General features: G+C 55.5%; 18 protein-coding genes and 1 pseudogene. 13 read left to right on the top strand and 6 right to left on the bottom strand.

The genetic code is table 11. The annotated features are described in order from the left end of the window. Positions 1-175 precede the first annotated feature (175 nt). From ABRP31_RS15310 to ABRP31_RS15300, 3 genes are read right to left on the bottom strand one after another with little or no spacing between them, the layout of a single operon-like run. A complete protein-coding gene (locus ABRP31_RS15310; protein ID WP_349969150.1) occupies positions 176-631 on the bottom strand; it encodes a MaoC family dehydratase in 456 nt (151 codons plus the stop codon). A gap of 16 nt (positions 632-647) precedes the next feature. Next, positions 648-1,481, bottom strand: coding sequence for a 3-methyl-2-oxobutanoate hydroxymethyltransferase (gene panB, locus ABRP31_RS15305; protein ID WP_098479585.1), 834 nt, complete (start codon positions 1,479-1,481; stop codon positions 648-650). A gap of 14 nt (positions 1,482-1,495) precedes the next feature. Continuing rightward, positions 1,496-2,095 carry a LysE family translocator gene (locus ABRP31_RS15300; protein ID WP_372488783.1) on the bottom strand — a complete coding sequence of 200 codons (600 nt, stop codon included), beginning with the start codon at positions 2,093-2,095 and terminating at the stop codon, positions 1,496-1,498. A 154-nt stretch (positions 2,096-2,249) separates the two neighbouring features. On the opposite strand from ABRP31_RS15300, the gene ABRP31_RS15295 reads away from it, so the two are divergent. Next, positions 2,250-2,705, top strand: a complete 456-nt coding sequence (locus ABRP31_RS15295) for an Lrp/AsnC family transcriptional regulator (RefSeq protein WP_041064251.1) — start codon at positions 2,250-2,252, stop codon at positions 2,703-2,705. A gap of 292 nt (positions 2,706-2,997) precedes the next feature. On the opposite strand, the pseudogene ABRP31_RS15290 reads toward ABRP31_RS15295, so the two are convergent. Continuing rightward, positions 2,998-3,469: pseudogene (locus tag ABRP31_RS15290) on the bottom strand (LysR substrate-binding domain-containing protein); the annotation flags it as partial. Between the two features lie 54 nt (positions 3,470-3,523). Here ABRP31_RS15290 and ABRP31_RS15285 point away from each other — a divergent pair. The 7 genes from ABRP31_RS15285 (at position 3,524) to ABRP31_RS15255 (ending at position 11,811) form a co-directional block, all read left to right on the top strand. Then, positions 3,524-3,826: a hypothetical protein gene (locus ABRP31_RS15285; protein ID WP_313902810.1), complete on the top strand. Its 303-nt coding sequence runs from the start codon at positions 3,524-3,526 to the stop codon at positions 3,824-3,826. Between the two features lie 79 nt (positions 3,827-3,905). Beyond that, positions 3,906-4,778 (top strand): AraC family transcriptional regulator, encoded by an 873-nt coding sequence (locus ABRP31_RS15280; RefSeq protein WP_098479583.1) that lies wholly within the window; start codon positions 3,906-3,908, stop codon positions 4,776-4,778. 148 nt (positions 4,779-4,926) lie between these two features. After that, on the top strand, positions 4,927-6,195 hold the full coding sequence (locus ABRP31_RS15275; RefSeq protein WP_349969147.1) for a DUF1479 domain-containing protein: 1,269 nt from the start codon (positions 4,927-4,929) through the stop codon (positions 6,193-6,195). Between the two features lie 58 nt (positions 6,196-6,253). After that, the gene (locus ABRP31_RS15270; RefSeq protein WP_349969145.1) at positions 6,254-7,534 is read left to right on the top strand and encodes an ABC transporter substrate-binding protein; all 1,281 of its coding nucleotides are present in this window, start codon (positions 6,254-6,256) and stop codon (positions 7,532-7,534) included. Between the two features lie 281 nt (positions 7,535-7,815). Further along, a complete protein-coding gene (locus ABRP31_RS15265; RefSeq protein ID WP_349969143.1) occupies positions 7,816-9,153 on the top strand; it encodes an aromatic acid/H+ symport family MFS transporter in 1,338 nt (445 codons plus the stop codon). Positions 9,154-9,177: 24 nt separating this feature from the next. After that, a complete protein-coding gene (locus tag ABRP31_RS15260; RefSeq protein ID WP_349969141.1) occupies positions 9,178-10,440 on the top strand; it encodes a gallate dioxygenase in 1,263 nt (420 codons plus the stop codon). Positions 10,441-10,563: 123 nt separating this feature from the next. Next, positions 10,564-11,811: an OprD family porin gene (locus ABRP31_RS15255; RefSeq protein ID WP_349969139.1), complete on the top strand. Its 1,248-nt coding sequence runs from the start codon at positions 10,564-10,566 to the stop codon at positions 11,809-11,811. Here the strand turns inward: ABRP31_RS15255 and ABRP31_RS15250 are convergent. Next, positions 11,786-13,021, bottom strand: a complete 1,236-nt coding sequence (locus ABRP31_RS15250) for a LysR family transcriptional regulator (RefSeq protein WP_349969136.1) — start codon at positions 13,019-13,021, stop codon at positions 11,786-11,788. The two genes, ABRP31_RS15255 and ABRP31_RS15250, sit on opposite strands and share 26 nt — an antisense overlap. A 156-nt stretch (positions 13,022-13,177) precedes the next feature. On the opposite strand from ABRP31_RS15250, the gene galB reads away from it, so the two are divergent. Genes galB through ABRP31_RS15235 form a run of 3 tightly spaced genes read left to right on the top strand, consistent with a single transcriptional unit; the run spans position 13,178 to position 15,716 of the window. Further along, positions 13,178-13,912: a 4-oxalmesaconate hydratase gene (gene galB / locus ABRP31_RS15245; RefSeq protein ID WP_041064224.1), complete on the top strand. Its 735-nt coding sequence runs from the start codon at positions 13,178-13,180 to the stop codon at positions 13,910-13,912. Beyond that, a complete protein-coding gene (locus tag ABRP31_RS15240; RefSeq protein WP_098479577.1) occupies positions 13,909-14,625 on the top strand; it encodes a 4-carboxy-4-hydroxy-2-oxoadipate aldolase/oxaloacetate decarboxylase in 717 nt (238 codons plus the stop codon). Before galB ends, ABRP31_RS15240 begins: the two co-directional genes overlap by 4 nt. A 2-nt stretch (positions 14,626-14,627) precedes the next feature. Continuing rightward, positions 14,628-15,716 (top strand): 4-oxalomesaconate tautomerase, encoded by a 1,089-nt coding sequence (locus tag ABRP31_RS15235; RefSeq protein ID WP_349969133.1) that lies wholly within the window; start codon positions 14,628-14,630, stop codon positions 15,714-15,716. An 831-nt stretch (positions 15,717-16,547) separates the two neighbouring features. On the opposite strand, the gene ABRP31_RS15230 is transcribed toward ABRP31_RS15235, so the two are convergent. Continuing rightward, positions 16,548-17,462 carry a LysR family transcriptional regulator gene (locus ABRP31_RS15230; protein ID WP_349969132.1) on the bottom strand — a complete coding sequence of 305 codons (915 nt, stop codon included), beginning with the start codon at positions 17,460-17,462 and terminating at the stop codon, positions 16,548-16,550. A gap of 559 nt (positions 17,463-18,021) precedes the next feature. Between ABRP31_RS15230 and ABRP31_RS15225 the strand changes: the two genes are divergently transcribed. Both ABRP31_RS15225 and ABRP31_RS15220 read left to right on the top strand, forming a co-directional pair. Further along, the gene (locus tag ABRP31_RS15225) at positions 18,022-19,050 is read left to right on the top strand and encodes a zinc-dependent alcohol dehydrogenase family protein (protein WP_349969131.1); all 1,029 of its coding nucleotides are present in this window, start codon (positions 18,022-18,024) and stop codon (positions 19,048-19,050) included. Positions 19,051-19,729: 679 nt separating this feature from the next. Continuing rightward, positions 19,730-21,235, top strand: a complete 1,506-nt coding sequence (locus ABRP31_RS15220; protein ID WP_349969129.1) for a hypothetical protein — start codon at positions 19,730-19,732, stop codon at positions 21,233-21,235. The last annotated feature ends 165 nt before the right edge of the window (positions 21,236-21,400 follow it).

Below are 21,400 nucleotides of genomic sequence, written 5' to 3'. Positions count from 1 at the left end.
GCGATACCTTGTAGGCCAGTAATACTCCCGCAGCGCCACCAACGAAAGCAGCTAGCAGGAGAAAGTAGGCGTCTTCAATTCCCCTTCCTGGTCTAACAATAAATATTACTAAGTCTTGCATGCGTGGTTCCTATATAAGAGGTGTTTTTGGCATGTCTTGGCCACCGTTATAAATCTAAGTTTCATCAATTTTTATTGATGCGAGTAGATTCCTCTCGGTGTCAGTGGGGATCAGCCCTGTTGTGTCTGCGAGCAAGACAGCCTGGCCGTTAATGTTGTTCACGGTTACCTCGGCTCGCGCTCGATTTTCGTCATCAATCCCCATGATTTTCCACACGCAAGTCAGCTCATCACCAATGTAAACGGGGCGCTTGAAGCGAAAATTCATAGAGGTGGCCAGCCAACCCAATTGCCCTCCGATTTCCGTAATCAGCGTCGCAGTCAGCAAGCCATGAGCGATGACACCATCAAAGCCTTTTGCTTCCGCGTACATAGCGTTGGAATGCACCGGGTTGTGGTCGCGCGATAGCACCTCAAACTGAACGATATCTGCGTGCGAAAAAGTGCGTTTGATTTCGAAAGTATCGCCTTCCTTAAGTCCTTCAATTGCTTTCTGGCGCATTGCGTTCATTGGCATCTCCGACGATTTAAAACGTATGGTCAATCCCTGGGAATGAGCCCGACTCGACGTCTTTAGCAAAGGCTTTTGCAGCGTCACCCATCACCTTTCTCATATCCGCATACTGTTTGACGAATCGCGGCAATTGACCATCACGAAGCCCTACCATGTCCTGCCAGACGAGTACCTGGGCATCGCAGCCAACACCTGCACCGATTCCGACGGTAGGGATGGAGACTGTCTCGGTGATCCTCGTAGCCACGTCTCCTGGCACCATTTCAATAAGCAGGCCAAACGCCCCTGCACGCTCGAAGGCAACGCTCAAGTTAATCAAACTCTGAGCGTCCTCGCCCTTGCCTTGAATGCGGTATCCGCCCAGCTGGTGTTCTGCCTGCGGGGTAAAACCGATATGAGCCATAACTGGAATGCCTGCGCCTACCAACTTCTCAACCTGCGCAAGCATTTCGATCCCACCTTCGAGCTTTACGGCATGAGCGCCGCCTTCCTTCATGAAACGGGCTGCGGTATGGAAACATTGTTCAGGCGATCCCTGATAAGAGCCAAAAGGCAAATCCGCAATGACCAACGCCCGCTCAGTAGCGCGCGAAACCGCCCTGACCAGAGGCAGCATCTCGTCAACTGTTACCGGCAACGTCGAGTCGTGCCCATAAACGTTGTTGGCGGCGGAATCGCCTACGAGCAGTACCGGAATTCCTGCTGCCTCAAACACCGACGCGGCGTACATGTCATAAGCAGTCAACATGGCCCATTTTTGACCCCGTGCCTTCATGTCTTGTAAATGTGGAATTCTTACCCTGCCGAGACGAGGGCTGTTATAGGGGGCGGTGATTTGATCAGACATTTTGCTTCCTTAATTCAAATGGTCAGCCGTTCGGCAGCAAGAACCACAGCAATGACGATCATCGCGGCTCCCGATATCCGGCTCACATAGGTAGCCGCTGCTGGACGTGAAGCAAGCACCGCTCCGGCGCCGTAGCCAACCGCAAGATAGACGACGCCGCAACTGAAACCGTGGATCAAACCTAACGCGATAATCTGAGCCCCTACTGGCCACCCCGCTGACGCATCAGTGAACTGAGGTAGCAGTGCCAGGAACAACAAAAGAACTTTCGGGTTGAGACCGCTGACGCACAGTCCTTTTATCGCCCAGGCCATCCAGCTACTGTCACCGCTGGATGCTCCTTGAGCAGGCAACGAAGGCTTTAGCAACATGTTGAAGCCGAGCCATAGGAGATAGGCCGCCCCCATTAGCGTTAATGTCAGCAACGCATGGGGTATTTTGACCAACACCCCGCCCACGCCTGCAGCGACGATCAACGTGGCCAAAAGGTGACCGGAAAGCATGCCGACTACGGCGGGTAGAACACGACCTCGCAAACCTGCCGATATCGAGTAGGCCCAGTCGACTCCAGGCGTGATAACAAACAAAAATGATACGGCCCAGAAGGCCATCATCAAAGACACTGTCACGATCAAATCCTTCTTTTTTCATCAGTTCAGTGCGTCGTTTACCGCCCTGAAACACTGTCCTGGAAGGATAAAGAATGCCAAGTGGTATTATCTTTCGAAGATATACGCAAAGGCGGACTTAATTAGAAGGTTTTTCTGAATGGATCGAATTGATAAGAAGATTCTTGCGCAGCTACAGCAGGATGGTCGCCAGTCGCTGACAGAATTGGCAGACCGCGTAGGTCTCAGTTTGTCTCCATGCCATCGACGTGTTCGGGCGATGGAGGACGCAGGCGTTATCAAAGGGTACCGTGCTCAGCTATCGGCGACCGAGATAGGTCTGAATTTCTCGTCCCTGGTATTCGTAACCCTTCGAGAGGGGCACCAAAAGGCGGTAGCAGATTTCGAAAATGCTCTACCGCGAATTCCTTATATAGTCCAAGCACAAAGACTTTTTGGCGATCCTGATTATCTGCTGATGGTGGTGACAGCAGATCTCCCAGCCTTTCAGAAGCTTTACGATGAAGAACTGTCTAGGCTACCTAACGTACAGCGCCTCACATCGACGTTAGTGATGAAGCACGTCATCACAGACCGTCCTCTGCCTTTAGAATAAGAGCTCAAGCAATACGGGAGAGTCAGTGGGAAGCAGTCATACGTTTGTCGAATCGTCCGATGCTGAGATACGACTACTTGTCTCGAACAAAGACTGTTGCATAGGGTCGTCTATGGCTGATAGCTGCTGCTGTTGAACGACCGGTTGAACCTACAGCCAATAGCTACCACTCAAAGTCAGCAGTAATCGCCCTATTGCAGCCGGTCGCTTCCGGCTGCAACCGATCAAAAGCATTTGCTCATTTACGGGTTTATGGGGCGGATAAAGCTCATGCGCCTTGAAGGTCGATGACTCAGCGCTTGTAGAGTAACGCTTCAACTACAACACCAAACGCTGATGAATGTTCACGACGATTCGGGTAGTAAAGGTGGTAACCGGCAAAAGGTTGGCACCAGTCCTCAAGTACCCCCAACAGTGTGCTGTTGGCCAACTGGCTCATGACCATATCTTCCGGTAGAAACGCCAGCCCCCAGCCTGCCTCCGCCGCACGCCAGATCGGCATGCTGCTGTTGAACGTCTATTGCCACTCAACGCGCACCTTGAGTTCGTGGCCGTCTTTTTCAAATCAGGCTGCCATGGGTAGGCAGGCGCAGATTGATGGAGTTGTGCGCAGCCAGATCGCTCGGTCCCTTCGGGATCAGTCGGTGCTTGAAATACTCGGGAGAACCTACTACCGCGATGCGCAATGACGGGCCGATCGGCACGGCAATCACGTCCTTCTCCACCTGATCGCCCAGACGCACGCCGGCGTCATAGCGCTGTGCATTACCACCGGCACTGCGGAAAGCCTATATCAACCCGATGGCATTCATGGGTGTATGAGTCACATTCTATTGCCCATCCACGATGGGATGTTTCGCTACCTCGGATTCGAGGTTCTTCCTCCTTTTGTCGCATGGATGCCTGGCAGCGTTTCACTTGAGGTGCGCAACGATTACCTGTCTGCTTACGAAACCAGGTTGCGAGTACTTCCAGCTACGCAAACACTGTTCTTCCACCCACGCGAGGATTACGGTAGCGACCAGCGATTGAAACCAAGCGTGCTGGCGCGCTCTGGTTTTCAATGGAATCCTTCTGCAGGTCAATGTCATGATCAGGCGGCCGACGATTTTACGCGTTGAGATCTCGTCAGCTCACTGCAGAAGTAGTGGGTGTTACGATGATGGCGATACAAGTCCCTTGCTAGGCCGAGTCGATGTCATGAAACCCAGCTTCGAGAAAGTACCCACAGAGGCTGCAACCTCTTGGACGCTATTGAACAGGCGTTTGCCGGATGCGATTCCATTCGAGTGGCATCATCATCCCGAATATGAGTTGACACTCACGCTCAATAGTCGCGGCCATCGCTACATCAGTAATGACGTAGCGCGCTATGACGATGGAGACCTGATTCTTGTAGGGCCGAATATTCCTCATAGCTGGTCTTCAGCGGAGCGTATTGATGAGGATCAGCCGCATGTTGCCTTGGTTATCTGGTTTTCCGCTGCTTGGGCCGACTCGCTTGTGACATTGTTTCCGGAAATGGCTGCGGTTCGCCCATTGCTGGCGGCAGCTCAACACGCGGTGAGTTTCAGTGGTAGGGCCTCCAGTGAAGTACGCTCCTCCATCGAGGCAATGGTCAATCAGACGCCGCCCCAGCGCTTGATCGCATTGCTAACGGTGCTCGACAGGCTGGCAAGAGACGCTGATGCTACTCGGATCCTGCCGACGCCAGGCGGGCAGGCCGGTGATCAGATTGTCGAAGACGCGCGTATTCATCGAGTTCTGCATTACCTACATGGTAACTACGCCCGGGCAATCAATGTTGCCGAGTTAGCAGAGCTGGCCTGCGTCAGTCTGTCTGCTTTCCATCGAATGTTTCGCCGGCATACACGCTGTACCGCCTTGGACTATATCGTTCGACTGCGCATCGGCCATGCCTGTGCGTTGCTGATGCAGGGCGACTCGCCGGTATCGATAATAGCGGAGGAGGTGGGCTACTCGTCGCTGGCATTATTCAACCGCCAGTTCAAGGCGTTGAAAGGGCTGACACCTTCCGCGTTTCGTCAAACGCACAGCCATCATTTTCAGTGAAGGTCAGAAATCTAGTGGGTTGATACTCCGATCGTATTGGCTCAAAACGCCATTATCGTACTAGTCGACGCTTCAAATGAGGCTGCCGTGTGCTTATTTAAAAGTGGTTCCATACCTGCATGAATAACAAAAACAGCAGGTAGTTCCCATGAGTAAATACCGTGCCTTCGAAAGCGAAACGCTTCCGCAAGATTATCGAGACAGCATCGTCAAAATGAAGCGCGCCTTGCGCGCGCAGATCGGCGACGTTGAATCTTTGTTTGAACAAGTTAGCGAATTCATCGTTGCTGAAATCGACTCAATCAAGGCGCAGGAGGCGCTAACCGGTTCGGCTTGGCCGATCCTTGAGTTCGAGGATATCGCGGTCGGGAAAGTGAGTGCGGACCAGTTGGCGCTAATCAAGCGGCGTGGTTGCGTCGTGCTCAGAAACCATTTTCCTCGAGACCAGGTTTTGGGGTGGGACGAGAGGCTTTTGGATTACCTTGACCGCAATCACTTCGATGCAATTTATCGTGGTCCAGCGGACCAGTTTTTCGGAAGCCTGGAGGCATCGCGTCCAGAAATTTTTCCGATCTATTGGTCGGAGTCGCAGATGCAGTTGCGTCAGGATGAGCGTATGGGGGCCGCACAATCTTTTCTGAATCGTCTTTGGAAGATCCATTCTCAAGGGCAGCAATGGTTCAACCCTGACATCAATGCCCTATACCCGGATCGGGTACGGCGTCGGCCTCCGGGAACACATTCAAAAGGTCTCGGACCACACACCGACTCGGGCGCCTTGGAGCGATGGCTGCACCCAGCCTACCTCAAGGTATTCGACAGAATTTACAGCAATGATTTCAGCGCCTACGACCCTTGGGACGCAGCCTTCCGTACTGAAGTCGATGAGTACGCCTACAAAGATACGGTCAAGTGCTCTGCGTTCCGCACGTTTCAAGGCTGGACCGCGTTATCGGATATGAACGCCGATCAGGGGGTACTACATACCTTGCCGATCCCCAAGGCGATGGCTTACATGCTGCTGCGGCCACTGCTGGACGATGTACCTGAGGATGAGCTGTGCGGGGTTGCGCCCGGAAAGGTACTTCCGGTGTCCCGACAATGGCATCCACTGCTATTCGAAGGGCTGAGTCCGATTCCGGATGTCCGTGCGGGCGATTCGGTGTGGTGGCATTGCGATGTAATTCACAGTGTCGCGCCCGTGGCAAATCAACAAGGCTGGGGCAATGTCATGTACGTTCCGGCCGCACCTATGTGTCAAAAAAACCTGCGTTACGCCAAAGATGTGTTCAGGGCATTCGCGAAGGGTGCATCACCCGACGATTTTCCTCGGGAAGACTATGAAACAACTTGGGAAGGTCGTTTCACCTTGGAGCGTCTGAACGCGCTCGGACGTGCCGGTCTGGGGCTCGAATGATTGCGTGAGACTGAGCGAATAGCCCACTACCTCGATAAAAAAACAATAAGGTACTGAAATGAATTTAATGAACCGCCTTGCAGCCATGGTTTCTCTTGCCGCTTTATTTCCTCTTGTGATTCAGGCCGCTGAAACCAAGGGAAGTGTTGAAGTTGTTCACTATTGGACCTCCGGGGGCGAGGCCAAGTCGGTGGAAGTTCTGAAAAAAATCATCGAGAAAGATGGATTCACTTGGCAGGACAGTGCAGTCGCCGGCGGCGGAGGCAGTGCGGCCATGACTGTGCTGAAAACCCGTGCTGTATCGGGCAATCCTCCCACCGCCGCGCAGATAAAAGCGCCAGATATTCAGGAATGGGGTCGCCTCGATCTTCTTGCCAGCATTGACGACGTCGCCAAGGCGAATAACTGGGACAGCCTGCTTCCCGAGTCCGTCGCCCAAATGATGAAGTACGAGGGACATTACGTTGCGGTACCGGTGAATATTCATCGCATCAATTGGCTTTGGCTTAACCCTGTCGTCCTGAAGCAGGCGGGCATATTCGATGTGCCGACCACACTTGATGAGCTTTATGCCGCTGGGGATAAGCTCAAGGCGGCAGGGTTCATCGCTATCGCACATGGCGGTCAGGCCTGGCAGGACACGACAATCTTCGAAAACCTCGTTTTGAGCGTGATGGGCGTTGATGGTTTCAAGAAGGCCTTTATTGATGTCGACGACAGTGTTTTCACCGGGCCGAAAATGATTGAAGTATTTAATGCGCTGCGAAGAATCCAGAGTTATCTGGATCCCGATGGTAACGGTCAAGACTGGAATCTGGAAACAGCCAAGGTCATCAATGGCAAAGCTGGCATGCAAATCATGGGGGACTGGGCGAAAAGTGAGTGGAGCGCGGCGGGCAAGCTTCCCGATACAGATTACATTTGCGTTCCATTTCCCGGCTCACAGGGTGCTTACAGCTATACCATTGATTCACTGGCGATGTTCAAACTAGCCTCGAAGAATGACAGCCCTGGCAATATTGCAGCCCGCAACGACCTGGCCAAAGTAGCGCTGGAGCCTTCGTTTCAATATGTTTTCAATCAAAACAAGGGATCAATACCCGTCATAAAGGGTTTGGACATGAGTCGATTCGATAGCTGTGCGCAAGCCTCTGCAAAGGATTTCGCTGCTGCTGAGAAGACTGGTTCACTCGCTCCGAGCATGGCATTCAACATGTCGACTTCCCAGGCGGTGCAGGGCGCTGTGTTCGATGTCGTGACACACTTCATGAATGACAAGTCAGCCGATGCTGCTAAGGCTGGCAGGCAGTTGCTGGCGGCGATCAAGGCCGCACAATAAATTGCTTTAGTTTTGAGCTGCTTCGTATACCGAATACGGAGCAGCTATTGACGTTGCATCTCCTACTAGCGGCTGCTCGTGCCGCAATCATCACCCCCCTCTCTACCACGCTCTGTTTATCTCTGTTGACTCCCCGATAAGAAAAATCGATACCCGGTTAATAATTTCCCAGAGGCGGGCGGTATACCTGCGGCTTTACAGTCACCTCCATCGTTTAGCGTGGACGGTCCAATTACAGGCCTTGTCCGTCGGGACTTCTACAAAAATAAGAAGGTGAGAGCATGAGTAGTGAAACGATCGATATCAAAGCGTGGATCGACAACCGAAAAGTGGTGCCGTACCAGTGGCTGATTATGGGTTTATGTTTTTTCATAGTGCTTTTCGATGGCTTCGACGTCGCGGTGATGGGGTTTATTGCCCCCTCGCTGATTCAAGAGTGGGGATTGTCAAAAGCGGCGTTCGGCCCGGTGATGAGCGCCGGCATGGTGGGACTCGCGATCGGCGCCCTGACCGCCGGCCCTTACGCTGACCGACTCGGCCGTAAAAAGATATTGCTTACGGCGGTGACCGGATTCAGCGTGTTGAGCCTGGCTTGTGCGTTCGCTCGCAACCCTTATGAGTTGGCCACTCTGCGTTTGATGACTGGTGTGGCGCTGGGCGCGGCTTTGCCCAACACCACGACGCTGTTGTCCGAATACTTGCCGGAGCGCAATCGGTCACTGTTCATCACGATCATGTTCACCGGATTCAACATGGGGTCGGGATTGGGCGGATTTCTCGCCGCGTGGTTGATTCCCCATTACGGCTGGCAGTCGGTGTTGCTCGCCGGCGGAATTCTGCCGTTGCTGCTGCTGCCATTGATGTGGCTGCTGTTGCCTGAGTCCGCTCGTTTTCTTGCTGCGCGCAATGCGCCTGCCGGCCAGATCGCCAAGGTGCTGAACAAGCTTGGCGGCACGTTTAGCGCAGCGACGAAGTTCGTCATCGCCGAGCCTCAAACCCAGCAAAAGACTCCGATGCGCTTGTTGTTCACCGAAAACTATCGCTTCGGCACGCTCGCTTTGTGGGCGACTTACTTCATGGGGTTGCTGGTGATCTACCTGACCATGGGTTGGATGCCGACCCTGCTGCGTGAAGGTGGGCTGTCCATCGAACGAGCCGCGACCATCACCGGCCTGTTTCAGATTGGCGGTACCGTCGGCGCCATCGTGGTTGGTTGGGCGATGGACCGGCGTAATCCGAACGCGGTAATTGCCACGTCCTACGCACTGGGTGGCGCTTTCATTCTGCTGCTGGGCGCCTTCAGCCTCGAATCCAGTCTGCTGGCGTTCGGCGTGGTGGCAGCAGGTTTCTGCATGAGTGGGGCGCAAACCGGCCTCAATGCTTTCGCGCCGGGGTACTACCCGACAGATTGCCGCGCCACCGGCGTCAGCTGGATGCTGGGTATCGGCCGCTTCGGGGCTATCTTTGGTTCACTCATCGGTGGCGCGGTGCTCAGCCTTGGGCTGGGGTTGCCGCTGCTGTTTGCCCTGTTGAGCGTGCCTGCCTTTATCGCTGCACTGGCGATCCTGGCCAACGGTCATGCACGGCGCCGAGTCAATCGGGCCTTGCTGACGCATTAATCTTTTTCGACAAAGGAACTCGTTATGGCACGCATCATTGGTGGCCTTGCTGTATCTCACACCCCGACCATCGGCTTTGCGGTTGATCACGACAAGCAGCATGAGGCCGCCTGGGCGCCGATCTTCCGTGGCTTCGAGCCGATCAAGGTGTGGCTAAAGGAGCAGCAGCCGGATGTGCTGTTCTATATCTTCAATGACCACGTGACGTCGTTTTTCTTTGATCACTATGGTGCATTTTCCCTCGGTGTCGATGAGCGTTACGAAGTCGCCGATGAGGGCGGTAATCCACGCGAGTTGCCGGGGATCGCTGGCCATGCGGCGCTGTCGCGGCACATCGGCGAGAGCCTGGTGGCGGATGAATTCGACATGAGCTTCTTCCGCGACAAGCCGCTCGATCATGGCTTCTTCTCGCCGATGTCGGCGCTGTTGCCGTGCGAGCCGGACTGGCCGGTGGAGATCGTGCCGCTGCAGGTTGGCGTGTTGCAGTTCCCGGTTCCGAGTGCGCGGCGCTGCTACAAGTTGGGCCAGGCGCTGCGCCGGGCGATTGAAAGCTACCCCGAGGACTTGAAAGTGGCCATCGTCGCGACCGGCGGCGTTTCCCACCAGGTGCACGGCGAACGCTGTGGTTTCAACAACCCGGAGTGGGACCAGCAGTTCATTGATCTGTTGGTCAATGATCCCGAGCGCCTGACCGAAATGACCCATGCCGAGTACGCCGCGCTGGGAGGCATGGAAGGTTCGGAAGTGATCACCTGGCTGATCATGCGCGGCGCGCTGTCGGCAACGGTGAAAAACCTGCACCAGGATTACTACCTGCCGTCGATGACCGGCATTGCCACATTGCTGCTGGAAAACCAGGATCGACCCGTTCCCGTCGACGTCATTGCGCGGCACTTGCAGCACATGCAGCATCAGTTGGCGGGTATCGAGAAGCTCGAAGGCACCTATCCGTTCACCCTGGAACGCAGCGCCAAGGGCTATCGGTTGAACAAGTTTTTGCATCGCATGATCGAGCCGCACTGGCGTCAGCGTTTCCTTGACCAACCCGAGGCGCTGTTCGATGAAGCAGGACTGAGTGATGAAGAGCGGGATTTGCTGCGCCGCCGCGACTGGCGCGGATTGATTCACTACGGGGCGATTTTTTTCGTGCTGGAAAAACTCGCTGCCGTGGTCGGGGTGCCGAATCTGCAGATCTACGCGGCAATGCGCGGACAAAGTCTTGAGGAATTCATGAAAACCCGTAATCAGCAGGTGCTCTATTCGGTAGCGGGCAAGACCCCACGCTAACGACACGGCGTCATCGGCGGCTCGCTCCGGGCCGCTTCGCAACACCCTTGAATGACTTCACTGCGCCCGGCTCATGCGGGCGTAGCGGACTGCTTCATCCCAAAAAAATGGATAACAATAACAATGAAAATCACCGCCAATACACGCGTAGTCTTCACGCTGTCCGCCGTTTGTGCTCTGCCTGTCGAGGCGAGCGCCGCAGGCTTTGTGGAAGACGCCAGCGCCAATCTCAACCTGCGCAACTTCTACATCAATCGCAACTTCACCAACCCGGCCAATACGCAGGGCAAAGCCGAGGAATGGACGCAGAATTTCATTCTCGACTTCCGCTCCGGATTCACCCAGGGCACAGTCGGCTTCGGTGTGGATGTGCTGGGCCTGTATTCGCTGAAACTTGATGGCGGTCAAGGCACGGGTGGCACGCAGTTGCTGCCGCTGGACAGTGATGGCCGACCTGCCGATCAATTTGGTCGCCTGGCTGTCGCCGGGAAAATGAAAGTCGGCAAGACCGAAATCAAGCTCGGCGAGTGGATGCCAGTGTTGCCGATATTGCGTTCCGACGACGGTCGCTCGTTGCCACAAACCTTTCGTGGCGGGCAGGTCACTTCTCAGGATATCGCCGGGTTGACCTTGTATGGCGGTCAGTTCCGGCAGAACAGTCCGCGCAACGATTCAAGCATGGAAGACATGTTCATGCAGGGCAAAACCGCGTTTACCTCTGACCGTTTCAACTTCGTCGGCGGCGAATACGCGTTCAACGAAAAACGCACGATGATCGGCGTGTGGAATGCTCAGCTAAAGGACATCTACCAGCAACAATATCTGCAATTGGTTCATAGCCAACCACTGGGTGACTGGACGCTGGGCGCCAATCTTGGCTACTTCTGGGGGCGCGAGGATGGCAGTGCCCGCGCAGGCGATCTGGACAACCGTACGTTCTCGGCATTGCTGTCGGCACGCTACGGCGGCACCACGTTTTACCTCGGTTTGCAAAAGCTCAGCGGCTACGATGCCTGGATGAGAGTCAACGGCACCAGCGGCGGAACGCTGGCCAACGACAGCTACAACAACAGTTACGACAATGCGCGGGAGAAATCCTGGCAACTGCGCCATGACTACAACTTCGCCGTCCTTGGCGTGCCCGGTCTGACCCTGATGAACCGTTACATCAGCGGCGACGATGTGCACAGCGGGGCCGTCACCGACGGTAAGGAATGGGGGCGCGAATCCGAGTTGGGCTACACACTGCAAAGCGGTGCGTTGAAGAACCTCAACCTGCGCTGGCGCAACTCGAGCATTCGCCGCGATTACAGCAGCAATGAGTTCGACGAGAATCGCTTGATCATCAGCTATCCGTTGAACCTGCTTTAAGCGCCTCAGCGGCCTGTGCCTGGATCACCCGGCGGATCATTTCCATCAACGCCTGCGCGACCGGTGAGTGCAGGCAGCCGCTGCGGTAGGTCAGGCCAATGGCTCTGGCAGTCTGTTTCAATTCCAGCGGCAAAATGCACAACTCGCCGCTAGCAATTTCCTGTTCCAGTTGATGCGCTGACACGGCCGCGAGCATGTCCGAGCGTAACAACAGTCCGCGAATGATTGCCATGTCGGCGCTTTCCACTACCGGTGAAGGCGCAGGAATGCCGAAACCGGCGAAGCATTCCTCGAGCATCGTCCGCGCCGGTGAGCCGGCGCGAGGCAATACCCAGCGCGCGTTGCCCAGAAGATTCTGCAAATCGCCGTTGCCGCAGAGCGGATGATCACGCCGCGCAAGCACGACCATTTCTTCCGTCAGCAGTGACTCGCCGACTAGGTCGCTGGCATAGGTCGATGAACGCAGCGCACCCAAAATGAAATCCACATCTCCGGCACGCAACTCGGTCGCCAGCAGGTCGAAGGGACTTTCATTGGTAATCACTTGAATGCCGGGATGCTCTGCCATCAGGCGCACGATGGCCTCGGGCAGGATGCGCGTGCGGCCGAGGGGCAGGGCACCGACGTGCACAACACCGTGCAAGGCGCCGCGAAGGGCGGTGATGTCGGTGTCGATATGGCGCAATTCGTTCAGAGCACGGCGGATTGCAAACAGGATGTCATGGCTCGCGCGGGTCGGTTGCAAACCGCGCGGCGTGCGCTCGAACAGCGATTGGCCGCAGCCGTTTTCGAGGACTTTCAGCGTCGAACTGACCGCAGGCTGACTCAGCCCCAGCAGGTTGGCCACTGTCTGCATGTGCTGGGTTTCACAGAGTTTGACGAACACTTGCAGGCGTCGCGCCTGGAACAGATAAAGCGGTTCAATCGCGGCTTTTTCGCCTAGGCCGAGCAATGTCGGCACGCTCCCAAGCTCCGCCAGCACCCGTCGCGCTCGGGGCAGCAAACGCTCTCCGAAATTGGTCAGACGCATACCGTTGGCGTGGCGCTCGAACAGCGTCACGCCCAGGCGGGCTTCAAATTCCGATATGGAGCGGGTGACCACTGATTGCGCTCGGTACAGCGCCACTGACGCCTTGGAGACGCTGCCGTGATCAGCTACGCGGACGAAGGCACGCACGTGCATCAGATTTGGCAGTTCGGGGTTTTCCATCGGGCGAGGACTCTGCGGATCGGCGGTTCAGGCGACTATGCCGCCGGCATGTTTGAGTGGCAATAAAAAAAACGCATACCTCGAAAACTCGAACGCATTACTCCGTCGGCGGGGTGCGATGCGATGCTCTTTCGCAACGCAAGAGGAGAATCCGCAATGATCGATTCAACCAAAAACGCGCTGGTCGTCAGCGCCCACTCAGCCGATTTTGTCTGGCGTGCCGGTGGCGCCATCGCTCTGCATGCCCAGCAGGGTTACCACGTTCACATTGTCTGCCTGTCGTTCGGTGAGCGCGGCGAATCCGCCAAGCTGTGGCGCAAGGGCGAGATGAGCGAAGACAAGGTCAAAGCCGCACGTCGCGAAGAGGCTCAGGCCGCCGCCGATATTCTCGGGGCCAGTGTCGAGTTCTTCGATATCGGCGATTACCCGATGCGCGCCGACAAGGAAACCTTGTTCCGCCTTGCCGATGTGTTCCGCCGGGTGCAGCCGGAGTTCGTCCTCAGTCACTCGCTCAAGGACCCGTACAACTACGATCACCCGCTGGCCATGAACCTGACGCAGGAGGCGCGCATCATCGCCCAGGCCGAAGGCTATAAACCGGGTGAGAAAATCGTCGGCGCACCGCCGGTCTACAGTTTCGAGCCGCACCAGCCCGAGCAATGCGAATGGCGCCCCGATGTATTGCTCGACATCACGGAGGTCTGGGACAAGAAGTACGCGGCCATCCAGTGCATGGCCGGTCAGGAACATTTGTGGGAGTACTACACGCGCGTTGCCCTGCAACGCGGTGTGCAAGCCAAACGTAATGTCGGGATCACCTCAACCCGCAACATCGTCTATGGCGAGGGTTATCAGAGTATTTTCCCGCGTGTCACGGAGAATCTGGGATGAGCGAACATATCGGCAAGACTGGCGTTGTCGTGCGCAATATTCAGCGGGCCGAAGCGGCGCTGGTCGATGAGTTGAATCGCTTCGGGGTGGCGACTATTCATGAAGCACAAGGCCGCAAAGGACTGTTCGCGGCTTCGATCAGACCAATTCAACAAGGCTCGGTAATCAGTGGTTCAGCCATCACGGTACTCGTCGCTCCGGGCGACAACTGGATGTTCCATGTGGCCGTCGAACAATGTCGGCCCGGTGATATTCTGGTGGTTGCACCGAGTTCACCTTGCACCGACGGCTACTTCGGCGACCTTTTGGCCACCTCGCTCAAGGCTCACGGCGTTCGGGCGCTGGTAATTGATGCGGGCGTGCGCGACACCCACACCCTGCGCGAAATGGGCTTCCCGGTCTGGTCCCGCGCCATCAGCCCCCAAGGCACAATCAAAGAAACCCTGGGCTCGGTCAACCTGCCGCTGGTGTGCGGCGGGCAACTGGTGCACCCGGGTGATGTGGTGGTTGCGGATGACGATGGTGTTGTGATCGTGCGACGTACCGAGCTGCAGCAAGTCGTCGAAGCCAGTCGCGCCCGGGCCGACCTGGAGGAACAGAAGGCATTGCGCTTGGCCAAGGGCGAACTGGGTCTGGACATCTACAACATGCGCGCGCGCTTGGCGGAAAAGGGTTTGCGTTACGTCGACAATCTTGAAGAGCTGGGAGACTGAGCATGGCGCAGACCCGCATTCCCTGTCTGTTGATGCGCGGCGGTACGTCGAAAGGCGCTTACTTTCTGGCCGACGATTTACCGCAAGAGCCTGCGCTGCGAGACCGCGTGTTGCTGGCGGTGATGGGCTCGCCGGATGCGCGGCAGATCGACGGCATTGGCGGTGGTGATTCACTGACCAGCAAAGTGGCGATCATCAGACCGTCAAGCCGCGCGGGTGCAGATGTCGATTACCTTTTCGCCCAGGTGCTGGTGGATGAGCCGCGCATCGATTACGGTCAGAACTGCGGAAACATCCTCGCCGGTGTCGGCCCGTTCGCCATCGAGCGCGGGTTGGTGGCGGCGATAGCCGACGTAACCCCAGTGCGGATCTACATGGAAAACACCGGACAGATCGCCATCGCCCATGTACCAACCTCTGATGGTGAGGTGCGCTATGACGGCGACGCGTGTATCGACGGCGTGCCAGGACAGGCCGCACCATTGATTGTCGAATTCAAGGATATCGCTGGCGCCAGTTGCGGCGCCCTGTTGCCGACCGGCAGCGCCCGGGACGTGATCGACGGCGTTGAAGTGACCTGCATCGATAACGGCATGCCCGTAGTGCTGATCAACGCGCAAGAGCTTGGTTGCAGTGGCTATGAGAGTCCTGCGCAACTCGACGTCAATGCTTCACTGAAACAGCGTCTGGAGTCCATTCGACTGCAAGCGGGGCGACGTATGAACTTGGGAGATGTGAGCCAGCGCAACGTGCCGAAGATGTGCTTGATTGCACCACCGCAAATAGGTGGGGCCATCAGCACACGCAGTTTCATTCCCCATCGATGCCACACCAGCATTGGTGTGTTTGGCGCCGTCAGTGTAGCTGCTGCCAGCCTAATTGAAGGCAGTGTTGCGGAGGGCATGGCAGTTGTGGAGGAAGGTGATATGAAGCGCTTGTCGATCGAACACCCGACGGGCGAGTTTACTGTTGAAGTACGGTTAAAGGATGGGAAAATAGCGGGCTGCGGGTTGATGCGCACCGCCAGACTTTTAATCAGCGGCATCGTATTCGTTCCGTCGGGTCTATGGCGTGATATGCCAATCGGTTAAATTCGACCCTCCAATTAAGATCAACCGAGCGATCCTGTAGACACGGTTGTTAGTTTTGGTTGCGGAAGCCGAACAAATCATGCGGAAAGGATTTACGAAATCCGCGATTACAATCGCTTACCTCACAAACGACAAAGCCCTGAATAATCATGGCTTTGTCGTATCAAATACGGATGAGGCGGTGGGATTCGAACTCATGGACTTGTTACAGTTGACTGTTTCAATTCCATGACTATAACAAGTAGTTTCAATGGGTTATGGCCCAAAGTATTCCGCTTTGATCGTGTGCAAATGTCACTCGGTACGGCCGCTAACGGGCCAGAGTGTGTAAAAATGTCAGATTGGGTTTTCAGGACATCGAAAATGCTCTAGAAAAAATCGTAGAGACAGGAATTTTCGAGTCTGGCGACATCGTGGATCAGTATGCTCTGGAAGCAGCTCTAACTTAGCTCTGGATTATTTCCGCGCTCATTGCCTGTGCCGACTGAACGGCATCGCTAGACTGCCATCTACGGCGACTGACTCATGTCGACCCAAAGCTGCCATCACTGCTTACGACAATCGGTTTAGAACAGACATCGAGACTAGTAGAGTAGAGCCTACACTCTATTGCTACTGATCAAAACAGTTCGTGCGATGGTGGTTGCGAGCAGTAGCGTATGACTTTTCCGAGAAGGGGCTGTCGAACCTTAGGTTGGGGGCATCCTTTTCAAACCATCCAAAGCATGCCCTCAGATGTGCCCCCAATGTAGCAATCCACTGGAAGTGAATGGAGCTCCATGGTTTGTGGAAAGGCAGAAATGATTAGCCGAACTGCCTGCCTGACGAAACCTAAAGACTCTCAGGGTCGCCAAAAAACATCTGAATCCGCGACCTCAACCATCGCTCACCCGGATCGTTATCCTGCGACCCACGCCAGGCCATGTGCAGTTCGAAAGTCTGGCTTTCAATGGGCAATGCCTCGGCCCTTACGCCACCGGCAGCGGCCAGCACGGCCGCGGCGTAGTCCGGCACTGTGGCGATGATGTCGGTTCCGGCAAGCAGCGTTGCCAGCCCGTTGAACTGCGGTACCGCGAGGACGACGTGGCGTTTACAGCCAATCTTCTCGAGGTGTTCGTCGATAAAGCCACTCAAGTCGCCGGCAAAGGAAACCAGTGCGTGGGGGCGGGAGCAGAAGTCTTCGAGGCTTAATGCGCCGGGCATGGTGTCGGCGCGTAGCAGCATGGGTTTGCTGCGGCGCAGGACCTTGCGTTTGGCGTTGGCTGGCAGGTCACTGGTGTAGCTGACTCCGATGGATATCTCGCCGGACGCCAACAGTGCAGGCATCAGGATGTAGTTAACCCGGCGGATGACCAGAACGATGCCCGGTGATTCCGAGCGCAGGCGTTTGAGCAGGGACGGCAGCAGAGCGAATTCAACATCGTCTGACAGACCAATTCGAAATACGGCGGTGCTGGTCGCCGGGTCAAACTCCGAAGCGCGGCTAACGGCGGTGGAAATAGAATCCAGAGCCGGCGAGAGCAGGGCGAAAATCTCGGTCGCTCTTGCCGTGGGCTCCATGCTGCGTCCGGTACGCACAAACAATGGGTCGTCAAACAAACCACGCAGCCGCGACAGGGCTGCACTGATAGCCGGTTGCCCGAGAAACAGCTTCTCGGCCGCCCGCGTAACACTGCGCTCATGCATCAGGGTTTCGAAAACGATGAGCAAATTGAGGTCAACGCGACGCAGGTCGTTGCGATTCATGGCGGGATATCTCGGGCCGTTTATCAATGCGATGGTATGCAAACAGCTGACGTTTGTAGCTGTTTGGTGAAGCCGGATGGATCAAGCTGACATTCCAGCGGCGACCTTTCCTCAACAAAATATGGTGCTGGTATTTCCGTACGGATGCGGAGGTGATGACGACAGCGACGCTGTGTGTCAGATAAACCGCTATCGCGACCTCAATGCTGGTGCACGCCAAAAGACTAATCTTCTCCAGACGACAGCACTGTGTCGGAGGTTTAGCGACAATTCCTACACCCCTCGGGCGTGAATAGTACGAGCAAACGCTACCTTTGCGCATTCATAAATTTTACGCTGTGCCAGACGCCCGGCGACGCTGCGGGTTGCATTGTCAGGCTGACATGCCAACAATGGCGGCCCATGAATGCATGAGCGTTTGACGATTGGCCTGGGAATATCCCTGCGAAACCTATGACAATCGATGACAGACATGTCGACTATTAATAGCCACTGATAGTGTTACCGGCAGAGCCCGGATAGAGTTCATGGCATTAAGGTTTTCTAGGCGAGGTTCGAAATGTCCCGCACGATTCGTTTTCATCAGTTTGGTCCAGCCGAGGTGCTCAGGGTAGAAGAGCATCCGGTCGCGTTGCCAGCACCCGGTGAGGTACAGGTACGTGTCCAGGCGATCGGTATCAGCTGGTACGACGTGCTTTGGCGGCAAAATCTGGCACCTTCTCAAGCACGGCTTCCCGCGGGCCTCGGTCACGAAATGGCCGGTGTTGTCACCGCGGTTGGCGAAGGTGTTGATGACCTGAAGGTGGGTGACAAGGTCGCCAGCTTTCCGTCAGCCGATCCGAATCAGCACCCGGTGTATGGCGAACTTATCGTCATCCCGCGCACGTCATTGACGCGCTATCCCGATGTGCTGACTCCGGTTGAGGCCAGCGTTCACTACACGCCGTTGTTGGTTGCGTACTTTGCCTATGTTGATCTGGCGCGAATCAAACCGGGACAAACTGCTTTGGTCACAGATGCTAGCCATTGTTCAGGGCCCTCGTTTGTGCAGTTGGGCAAAGCGTTGGGGTTGAAGGTGATCGCGGTCACGAAAACCGACGACGCTCGCGACTATCTGCTGTCGCTGGGTGCCGACAAAGTAGTGGTGACCGAAGAGCAGGACCTGCTGATGGCCGTCAACAAGTACACGGACAATCGCGGTGTCGATGTGGTGCTCGACGGTTTGGGGGGGCCACAGATGTCGATCATGGGTGATGTTCTGGCACCACGTGGCAGCCTCGTGTTGTATGGCCTGCAAGGTGGTAATCAGACGCCATTCCCGGCCTGTGCGGCGTTCCAGAAGAACATTCAGTTCTTCGTCCACTGCCTGGGCAATTTCACGGGCAAGCCGGAACTGGGTATTACTCAGGATGACGCAGCGCTGCAACGTGCGCTGCGTGACATCAATCAACTGACTGCCGATCGGGTGCTGGAACCCCTCAAGACACGGGTTTTCGCCTTCAGCGACGTGGTTCAGGCGCACCGTTACATGGATGGTTGCCCGATTGGTGGCCGTGCAGTGCTCGAGGTTGAAGAGCCTCAGGCTTGATCAGATTCAGCGCTGCACCTCTTAAAATGCCTTCCGCTCTGGAGGGCATTTTGCTGTGGGGTATTTGGTTTAGTCCGTAACGGTATAGTGTCGGGATGTTTTTAAACATCCGGCTACCTATTGTCTGTCTGAACAAGCAACTATTAAACAGCGAGCTTTTTGCCTCGCTGTCGCATGCTCGTCCTCGATGTGAATGCACTAATGCTTATAGGCGTTAATGTGTTTAATAATGGGCGTATATTGATGCAGGCGAATCCAGATATCTTGAGTAACCGCAAATGCCTGAACTGAAATCCGGCTCGCTGTCGGGGCGAATTTGTTCTCGAAGCCGACACATGTTGTGCCTGATTTACCTCATCCGCTAATGAACTCTCGGCCTCAGGGATAGCGTTGCAGCACGCACGCCTTGCGCAAGTCCTTATCAGAAGCGGCCGGCCAGTGGGGCTTTTATAAACATTAAATTAAACTAAAGTGTTTAATAGCTGCAAACTTAAACGTACTTGCCTCGCAATATTATTCCCGTCCCTGATCTTGTAATTGTTAAATTAATATCGATAATAGTTGGGTGCTTACCACTCAGGGAATGAGTCATGGTCAATTATAATTTTGTGGTGCTTTCTGATTCAGAACTCCTTTCTTGCAACGCGCCTCGTTGGGGAAAACACAGGAGTGAGACAGCATGAGTTCTATTCACGAACAGGCAATGAACTACGTCTATCAGCAAGTGCTGCAACGCCTGCTGGGTTATTTTCGACGATCAGAGCGCACTGCATTGCAGCTACTGATACAGCGTCTGATCGTTGCGGCGGGCGGTATCGAACGTATTTCCGATTTCAAGGTGCTGGTGCCCTTCAGTGGCGGCAAGGACAGCGCTTACACGGTCGCATTGCTGCGGGCCGCCCAGTTGAGCATCGCTGGGCGTGCCCCCGCGACTTTTCATCTGCGTATTGCCAACATGCGTCACGCGGGCATGACCCCGGCGGTCATGGAGAACATCCAGCGCACGTACGCCGCACTGTTTCTGCATGACGACCCTCGTGTGGAACTGCTGGAGGTCGATCATCAGGCCGTCAGGATATTCGAGCCGGGTCAGCCGATGTCCCATGTCGGGCGCGAGCAAAATCGCTCCGACATGCTGGTCAGTGGTCACGTTTCTGCCGGTGACGGGCGCACGACATTCTGCAACAGCTGTTATCTGGGCATCGCTGAGTTCTTTGAGCTGGCGACTACCTGGGGCAGCGGTGTAGATGCCGTCGTGAGTGGCGACTCACGCAAGGAGCAGAAGCAATATGTCACATGGGTCATGCGACTTGCGCCACGTACGGCGTACCGCTTTACCGATTGGGGCAACCAGAACTTCAGCGCGATGCTGAGTATCATCGGAAATATCAGCCAGTCCTACCATCAGGAACTTTATGGGGCGAATGACGAATCTGCGGAGCCGTTGATTGCGCCTGTCAGTGTTGCGAATAAAGCCGCCGCTCCGGCATTCATTGCCATCAGTGACCTGATCGCCAGCAACGCAGAAGAACACTGGAAGTTGCTGACTGAATTCCTGGAGTTTCGTTTCGATGAGCTGGCGTTCGGTTTCAGCGAGTCCGATTGTGCCAACCCGCTGTTGATGGCGCATATGCGCGGGTTGAAAGTGCAATACGTCCAAGGCCGCAGTTACGCCGAAGGGATTGCCGAGTATCTGCAGTTGGCTAAAGCCATGATGCGTCGTAAACACATGCCTCAACGCTTGATCGATCAGGCCATGAACGCATATGCCAGCGAGGAGGAGATTGCCTCGCGTCGCGAGCTGGCCTCGGCCTTTGCTCAGGAAGGCTTCGGCGTGAGCGAAGCACAATTGATCTGCCTGTTGTTTTCCCCGTTCATCAACGAAGGTCGGGATCTCGAAGCTTTCCTGCGGCGTCTTCATCCGGGCATGCTGGTGGCTCTGCCGGATTTGCATAAGGCCTTGCAGGGCTTGGCCGCGCCTGATCAGGTTCTGCAATGGCTTGGCGATATAAGCGGGTTGACTCTTGAAGGCCTGCAGAGCCTTTATCGGAAAAAACGGGTGGACTTCAGTGATCCGACGTCGATCATTGCCCGGGTGCGCGCATCCGATCCTGACAAAAAACGAGTCATGACGATTGATCCGCAAACGGGGGGCAATATTGTCGAGGTGCTTTCCGGGCGTTGACGGTCGCCCTTATCGAGCCCGGATTGAAATGCATTCCCTGTGGGAACTGCCGGACACATGTTTGCTTCACGACAGTCCTGTGCCGCTGAGGTAGAGCGGCCCATTGATCCATTTGTATTTGCCAGATATGACCGGTGCTGTTATCTGTATGCCCATCCAGTACCG

This window comes from Pseudomonas caspiana, assembly GCF_040224095.2.
Classification (GTDB): domain Bacteria; phylum Pseudomonadota; class Gammaproteobacteria; order Pseudomonadales; family Pseudomonadaceae; genus Aquipseudomonas; species Aquipseudomonas caspiana.
This window is presented reverse-complemented; position numbering and strand designations above follow the sequence as displayed.

Excerpts from the sequence above, each read along its gene's own strand:
- ABRP31_RS15235 (WP_349969133.1), top strand. The coding sequence starts at position 14,628 with ATGGCGCAGACCCGCATTCCCTGTCTGTTGATGCGCGGCGGTACGTCG.
- ABRP31_RS15270 (WP_349969145.1), top strand. The coding sequence starts at position 6,254 with ATGAATTTAATGAACCGCCTTGCAGCCATGGTTTCTCTTGCCGCTTTA.
- ABRP31_RS15280 (WP_098479583.1), top strand. The coding sequence starts at position 3,906 with ATGAAACCCAGCTTCGAGAAAGTACCCACAGAGGCTGCAACCTCTTGG.
- ABRP31_RS15255 (WP_349969139.1), top strand. The coding sequence starts at position 10,564 with ATGAAAATCACCGCCAATACACGCGTAGTCTTCACGCTGTCCGCCGTT.
- ABRP31_RS15275 (WP_349969147.1), top strand. The coding sequence starts at position 4,927 with ATGAGTAAATACCGTGCCTTCGAAAGCGAAACGCTTCCGCAAGATTAT.
- ABRP31_RS15220 (WP_349969129.1), top strand. The coding sequence starts at position 19,730 with ATGAGTTCTATTCACGAACAGGCAATGAACTACGTCTATCAGCAAGTG.
- ABRP31_RS15230 (WP_349969132.1), bottom strand. The coding sequence starts at position 17,462 with ATGAATCGCAACGACCTGCGTCGCGTTGACCTCAATTTGCTCATCGTT.
- panB (WP_098479585.1), bottom strand. The coding sequence starts at position 1,481 with ATGTCTGATCAAATCACCGCCCCCTATAACAGCCCTCGTCTCGGCAGG.
- ABRP31_RS15310 (WP_349969150.1), bottom strand. The coding sequence starts at position 631 with ATGAACGCAATGCGCCAGAAAGCAATTGAAGGACTTAAGGAAGGCGAT.
- ABRP31_RS15240 (WP_098479577.1), top strand. The coding sequence starts at position 13,909 with ATGAGCGAACATATCGGCAAGACTGGCGTTGTCGTGCGCAATATTCAG.
- ABRP31_RS15260 (WP_349969141.1), top strand. The coding sequence starts at position 9,178 with ATGGCACGCATCATTGGTGGCCTTGCTGTATCTCACACCCCGACCATC.
- galB (WP_041064224.1), top strand. The coding sequence starts at position 13,178 with ATGATCGATTCAACCAAAAACGCGCTGGTCGTCAGCGCCCACTCAGCC.
- ABRP31_RS15250 (WP_349969136.1), bottom strand. The coding sequence starts at position 13,021 with ATGGAAAACCCCGAACTGCCAAATCTGATGCACGTGCGTGCCTTCGTC.
- ABRP31_RS15285 (WP_313902810.1), top strand. The coding sequence starts at position 3,524 with ATGAGTCACATTCTATTGCCCATCCACGATGGGATGTTTCGCTACCTC.
- ABRP31_RS15225 (WP_349969131.1), top strand. The coding sequence starts at position 18,022 with ATGTCCCGCACGATTCGTTTTCATCAGTTTGGTCCAGCCGAGGTGCTC.
- ABRP31_RS15295 (WP_041064251.1), top strand. The coding sequence starts at position 2,250 with ATGGATCGAATTGATAAGAAGATTCTTGCGCAGCTACAGCAGGATGGT.
- ABRP31_RS15265 (WP_349969143.1), top strand. The coding sequence starts at position 7,816 with ATGAGTAGTGAAACGATCGATATCAAAGCGTGGATCGACAACCGAAAA.
- ABRP31_RS15300 (WP_372488783.1), bottom strand. The coding sequence starts at position 2,095 with ATGATGGCCTTCTGGGCCGTATCATTTTTGTTTGTTATCACGCCTGGA.